The sequence below is a fragment of the Limosilactobacillus reuteri subsp. porcinus genome (genome assembly GCF_036621895.1).
Lineage (GTDB): Bacteria > Bacillota > Bacilli > Lactobacillales > Lactobacillaceae > Limosilactobacillus > Limosilactobacillus reuteri_J.
The window spans coordinates 1-5,666 of the sequence record NZ_LN887448.1; the positions used below are offsets into that span (position 1 = coordinate 1).

The 5,666-nt window shown below is 39.4% G+C and carries 8 protein-coding genes and 1 other RNA gene; 8 read left to right on the forward strand and 1 reads right to left on the reverse strand.

The features are described 5' to 3' along the window. On the forward strand, positions 1 to 253 hold a 253-nt coding region (locus AACL61_RS09950), incomplete at its 5' end, for a hypothetical protein (RefSeq protein WP_423245880.1). Here AACL61_RS09950 and AACL61_RS07395 read toward each other — a convergent pair. Continuing rightward, the gene (locus AACL61_RS07395) at positions 183 to 455 is read right to left on the reverse strand and encodes a hypothetical protein (protein ID WP_042229270.1); all 273 of its coding nucleotides are present in this window, start codon (positions 453 to 455) and stop codon (positions 183 to 185) included. The two genes, AACL61_RS09950 and AACL61_RS07395, sit on opposite strands and share 71 nt — an antisense overlap. Positions 456 to 588: 133 nt before the next feature. On the opposite strand from AACL61_RS07395, the gene AACL61_RS07400 reads away from it, so the two are divergent. From AACL61_RS07400 to AACL61_RS07425, 7 genes are all read left to right on the forward strand, one after another. Then, complete coding sequence (locus tag AACL61_RS07400; RefSeq protein WP_029507553.1) at positions 589 to 1,077, forward strand: YueI family protein; 489 nt, start codon at positions 589 to 591, stop codon at positions 1,075 to 1,077. 3 nt (positions 1,078 to 1,080) lie between these two features. Beyond that, complete coding sequence (locus tag AACL61_RS07405; RefSeq protein ID WP_102816403.1) at positions 1,081 to 2,385, forward strand: replication-associated recombination protein A; 1,305 nt, start codon at positions 1,081 to 1,083, stop codon at positions 2,383 to 2,385. Positions 2,386 to 2,421: 36 nt separating this feature from the next. Next, positions 2,422 to 2,609: non-coding RNA, 6S RNA (gene ssrS / locus AACL61_RS09955), on the forward strand. 82 nt (positions 2,610 to 2,691) lie between these two features. Beyond that, complete coding sequence (locus AACL61_RS07410) at positions 2,692 to 2,988, forward strand: hypothetical protein (RefSeq protein WP_019254211.1); 297 nt, start codon at positions 2,692 to 2,694, stop codon at positions 2,986 to 2,988. 83 nt (positions 2,989 to 3,071) lie between these two features. Then, positions 3,072 to 3,560 carry a universal stress protein gene (locus tag AACL61_RS07415; RefSeq protein WP_003666602.1) on the forward strand — a complete coding sequence of 163 codons (489 nt, stop codon included), beginning with the start codon at positions 3,072 to 3,074 and terminating at the stop codon, positions 3,558 to 3,560. A gap of 111 nt (positions 3,561 to 3,671) precedes the next feature. Then, on the forward strand, positions 3,672 to 4,769 hold the full coding sequence (locus tag AACL61_RS07420; RefSeq protein WP_102816402.1) for a GntR family transcriptional regulator: 1,098 nt from the start codon (positions 3,672 to 3,674) through the stop codon (positions 4,767 to 4,769). Further along, positions 4,762 to 5,604 carry an aldo/keto reductase gene (locus AACL61_RS07425; RefSeq protein ID WP_102816401.1) on the forward strand — a complete coding sequence of 281 codons (843 nt, stop codon included), beginning with the start codon at positions 4,762 to 4,764 and terminating at the stop codon, positions 5,602 to 5,604. Before AACL61_RS07420 ends, AACL61_RS07425 begins: the two co-directional genes overlap by 8 nt. Positions 5,605 to 5,666 lie beyond the last annotated feature (62 nt).

Consider the following 5,666-nt stretch of genomic DNA (forward strand, 5'->3'; position numbering starts at 1 on the left):
ATTAAATCTAACGAAATTGGGACAATCAATTAGTCGATTGGAGACTAATTTCATAAATAATTTAAAATCCGGACTACGATTTTTGAATCAATCAAAAATCGTAGTCCGGATTTTACTGTTAGAGAACCAAAAATTAATAGTTAATTCCCAGCCTCGCCTTTTTATAAGCTTTTTAATTAGAGCTATGATTTTTTACTATATTGATGTGGGCGGTATCCATTATAAAATTGAAAAATCGCAAGGACAATGTTAGTCCAATTCATCAACCGAAACCAAGGAGCAATTCCGCCCCCGCCATTGCTGGCAGCGTAAAACGTCCAAAAACCAATTACTACTGCCACTACATTTATCCAGGCAAACGTTCTTGACATCATCCGATTATTAAGGCGCGCAATTGTCCAGACTAGATTGACAATAAACCAAAATGCTAAAACCCAAAATACTGCACTAAACATAATAATCACTTCCCTTATATGTTAGCCTACTTTTGTTTCTTCATAGTCATGATATAACAAAAATTATAACATTATCAAGAAATATAGTTTTCTGCATTTCGTGTTACAATTGCATGATAAGGAGGCGTTCAATATGTCTGAACAAGAAAAAAGTGCTGCTCAACAGCGAATTGACAATGCTGTTTACGGTACACCAAAAATCAAGCCCGATGAACAGCGAAAATATCTCGGAACATTCCGTGAACGCGTCTGTCTAACAATTAGTGTTCAAGAACTACAGGAACAAGATTGGACAAAGGCATTAACTGCCGAGTTAGATCGTGGAATTGGCAACCTTGTTTTTATCAACGGTAATCTCCCTCACGACGAAATTCATCCATACATTCAAACTGCTGCTAAAGATAATGCTCAATTTACATTGAAAACTGATCCAGAATATAAAACTGACCCAGACTCATTAGCAGTTGTCGTGGCGGCAAAAACAGCTGTTTACCAATCACCAGTCGACGTCAAAAAACGATATCCTAATCTGGTAAATTCAAATAATAGTATGACTGAAAAAAACAATGATCAACATCAAAGTTTTTTCCACCATCTCTTCCATAGAAAGGATCGTGGCTAATATATGCAACAACCACTTGCTTATCGAATGCGGCCGCGAACGTTAGATGAAGTGGTCGGTCAACAACACCTTGTCGGACCAGGTAAAATCATCTCACGCATGGTTAAAGCAAAAATGCTTTCTTCAATGATTCTATACGGCCCTCCCGGAACTGGTAAGACCAGTATTGCCAGTGCGATTGCTGGTTCAACTAAATATGCTTTTCGAAAACTAAATGCGGCAACTGATACAAAAAAGGATTTACAAATCGTCGCAGAAGAAGCTAAGATGAGCGGAACTGTAATCTTACTACTCGACGAAATCCATCGATTAGATAAAGTAAAACAAGATTTTCTTCTTCCGCACCTCGAAAACGGACGAATTATCCTCATCGGGGCGACAACAGAAAATCCATATATTAGTATTAATCCCGCCATTCGCAGTCGGACGCAAATTTTCCCAGTTTACTCACTTTCAACTGATGAAATGAAGACCGCTATCCAGCGTGCATTAGTTGATAAAGAACGTGGTCTGGGTAATCTACCATTAGTCCTTGAAGAAAACGCTGAGGACCAACTAGTAGCAGCGACCAATGGTGATCTTCGAAGTGCCTTAAATGGATTGGAACTTGCTGCCAAATCAACTGATCCAAGTGAAGATGGGAAAATTCATCTTACGCTACCGATTATTGAGGAAAGCGTCCAGAAAAAGGCGTTATCCGCTGACAAAGATGGTGATGCTCATTATGATGTCATTTCGGCCTTTCAAAAGTCTATTCGCGGGTCAGATACTGATGCAGCCCTCCACTATCTTGCTCGTTTAATTGAAGCTGGGGATCTTCCTATCATCGCACGACGTTTAATGGTCACGGCCTACGAAGATATTGGGCTTGCGAATATGCCTGCTGTGCAACGAGCTGTTACGGCAGTTCAAACTGCAGAACGAGTGGGCTTTCCGGAGGCACGAATTCCCTTAGCAGATGCTGTCATCGAATTATGCCTGTCACCAAAATCCAATTCGGGAATTAATGCAATTGATGAAGCTCTTGCTCAGGTCCGCCAAGGTGGCTTTGGTGACGTTCCAGCTCACCTTAAAGATGCCCATTATAAGGGAGCTGCTAAGTTAGGTCACGGGATAGATTATGACTACCCCCATGATCATCCCCAAGATTGGGTAGCTCAACAATACTTGCCTGATCGAATCAAAGATGCCCAATACTACCAACCCAAAAATAATGGTCGTTTTGAAGCTAGTTTAGGCCGCCAATATTGGCAATTACGGAAGGCTCAGCAACATACTTTACGGGGTAAACATCATCCGAGTAAATAATTGCACCAACCACTTAAAAATGCTATTATAAAAGTGAAAATTCTGTAGTGTACGCGTTGTCTAAACGCAGGTTTGCCTTACAGTCTTATTACTTTGGGACTAGTGCATTGCCTTTTGGACAACATGCCTTTACACTTGGTAGTTGAATATTAGGCAGCCGTGTCCCACCTGTCTTAAACACAGGTCAACACTGAATGACAATTAACGGCACCAACGGAGTTTTCGTACATATTTAGTGAGGGTGAGAAAGATTTTTGCTTTTTCTCACCCTCATTTTAATTTCATTATAGATAGGATAGATTTTTTATGTTGTTACCACTTCTAATGACCCTGTTTGGTTTGATTGCTCTTTTTGAAGGAATCTTTCTCTTAACCCACATCCATAAGCCATTTCTTGTTTTTGACCCTACTAAAAGCAAATATCTAGCTCCGCAATTAAAAAATTGGGGAATTGTGATGACTATTGTCGGTATTCTAAGCATCATTTCCGGATGGACAAACAATACCGGATTCCTAGTTATTATGGTAATCATCGGCTGTGTCAGCGAAACATTAATGGCTTTCGCAATTACTGCTGATTTTCGCGTAAATCATCGCAAGTAATGTTTCGTAGGCGCTTTACGCTCAATAGTGAAAAAGTGTATAATAAGTATACAATATAAAGATTTCAGGAGGGCACTACAATTATGGCACAAGAATACAAACACATTTTAGTTCCTGTTGACGGTTCTAAAGAAGCTGAATTGGCTTTTAAGAAAGCTGTTGCTGTAGCAAAACGTAATGGTGCAGACACTGAATTACGTTTACTTCACGTTGTTGACACACGTGCATTCCAAAACATTTCTAGTTTCGATACCTCAATGGTTGAACAAGTTACAGAAACTGCAAAGAAGACTTTAGACAAGTACATCGACTATGCTAAAGAGCACGGTGTTGAAAATGCTAGTTACTCCATTGAATATGGTGCTCCAAAGACAATTATTGCTCGGGATATGCCAAAGGAAATGGGTGCTGACCTCATTATGATTGGTGCTACTGGGCTAAACGCGGTTGAACGAATTCTGATCGGTTCTGTTACCGAATTTGTTACCCGAACAGCAATTTGCGATGTTCTAGTAGTACGGACCGATTTGGATAACAAGCCAATCGAAAATCCAAAGAAGCGTCGGTTCTAAATATCAAGATAAAATCAATCAAATGCTTCATAGGCGTTAGCAGGTTGCTAATTATATGGAGCATTTTTTATATATTCAAAACTACCTTTATTAAGATAGGAGCGCAAAGCATTGGAAGTGAAATATGAAACAGTAAAGCAAACTTTACGAAACGAAATTATTGATGGAAAATATAAAATCAACGAAAAACTGCCAACTGAAAGTGCCTTAATGAAACGTTTTAATGTGTCCCGTTATACAATTCGTCGCGCTGTTGGGGACCTTGAAAACGAGCACTATATTTACCGTATTCAGGGTGGTGGGATGTTTGTTCAAGACTGGCAACGCGATTGGACAAAAAGTGAAAAAAATAAAATCATTGGGGTAATCAGTACTCATATGGCTGACTATATCTTCCCTCCAATCATTTCCGGAATTGATAGTGTGGTAACAGAACAAGGTTACTCAATGATTGTTGGAAATACGCTTAATGACCATAAACGCGAACGCCAAACAATCTTAAATATGTTGGATCTTCAAATTGCTGGATTAATTATTGAACCGACTGAAAGCGCCATGCCAAATCCTAACTTAGACCTTTATCGGCAAGTCCAGAAATATAAAATTCCAACAATCCTATTTCACTCTACTTATCCTGGCTTTAATTTTCCTTCGTTACTGACAAAAGACCGGGAAGCAGAGGAGGATTTGGTGAAATACCTCTTTAGCCTCGGACATACTAATATTTTAGGAGTATTCCAAATAGATGATCAGCAAGGCGTTGACCGCATGGCTGGAATGATCAAAGCCTATCAAGATAACAATATCCCCACTACTAAATCAAACGTTATTATGTACCAATCAAGCGAAGACTATGAAGATATTATCAAAAAAGTCGACATGATGCTTAATAGTAATAATGATATTACGGCGATTGCCTGCTATAATGACCGCCTTGCTACAAGAGTTATTAGTCATCTTCAAAAACAGGGAAAACAAGTGCCAACTGATATTTCAGTAATAGGTTTTGATAACTATGAAATGGCGCAAATTATCTCCCCCAGCCTTACTACAGCCAATCACCCCAAACGTCAACTAGGTGAAGATGCTGGGGAAATGATCTTAAAAATGATTGCAGGCGAAGAAGTCACTTCAAAAGTTTATACCCCAACAATAATTAAGGGACAATCGACTACTTCGCTTATTACAAAGGAGAATATCAATGAATAATAAGGTAAAACAATTATTGCTTGCTGATGGTCAATCAATGCCTCAAGAAGGATTTGGCTTATATAAAATTACTGATCAAAGTACGATTACCTCCGCGATAAAGTATGCCTATGATGCTGGCTATCGTCTTTTTGATACTGCGCAATTATATAAAAACGAAGCAGAGGTTGGAAACGCCTTACAAGAGCTTGGTTTACCTCGTGAGGACCTTTTTATTACCACAAAAGTATCTGAACCTAATCAAGGGTTTAAGCAAACAATTACCTCTGTTAAAGACTCCCTCCAAAAGTTGAAGCTTGATTATGTTAACCTTTTACTTATTCATTGGCCAATTGAGCGAGCTTTCTTTGATACTTGGGCAGCCCTTGAAGAATTAAAAAAGGAAGGTCTGACCCGTTCAATCGGTGTTAGTAACTATCAAATGATTCACCTTCAGTATCTTGCTACTCAAGCGCATGAGATGCCCGTTATTAATCAAATCGAACGTCATCCTCGCCTAAACCAACAGCCCTTGCTCCAATACGATAAGGAACATGATATTGTTACCCAGGCGTGGAGTCCGCTTGGGCGTGGAACCATCCTCGACAATCCAACCCTCAATAAGATCGCTGCTAACCATCATAAGTCTGCTGCTCAAGTTGTCCTCCGCTGGCATTTGCAAAGCGGGGTCGCCTTCATTCCGAAGTCAGTTCATGAAGCGCGAATCAAGCAAAATATTAACATCTATGACTTCACATTAAGCGACGAGGAAATGACTGCTATTAATAACTTAAATAACTTTACACGCGTAGGTAAAGAACCAGCACTAGTTTACGAATATAACCTTAAATATTAAGAATCGAGTAGGAGATAATTGATTAGTTCAATTATCGACCTCTCACACCACCGTACGTACGG

Bases quoted from the DNA above. Each gene is read 5' to 3' on its own strand.
- AACL61_RS07395 (WP_042229270.1), bottom strand. From the start codon at position 455: ATGTTTAGTGCAGTATTTTGGGTTTTAGCATTTTGGTTTATTGTCAAT.
- AACL61_RS07400 (WP_029507553.1), top strand. From the start codon at position 589: ATGTCTGAACAAGAAAAAAGTGCTGCTCAACAGCGAATTGACAATGCT.
- AACL61_RS07405 (WP_102816403.1), top strand. From the start codon at position 1,081: ATGCAACAACCACTTGCTTATCGAATGCGGCCGCGAACGTTAGATGAA.
- AACL61_RS07410 (WP_019254211.1), top strand. From the start codon at position 2,692: ATGTTGTTACCACTTCTAATGACCCTGTTTGGTTTGATTGCTCTTTTT.
- AACL61_RS07415 (WP_003666602.1), top strand. From the start codon at position 3,072: ATGGCACAAGAATACAAACACATTTTAGTTCCTGTTGACGGTTCTAAA.
- AACL61_RS07425 (WP_102816401.1), top strand. From the start codon at position 4,762: ATGAATAATAAGGTAAAACAATTATTGCTTGCTGATGGTCAATCAATG.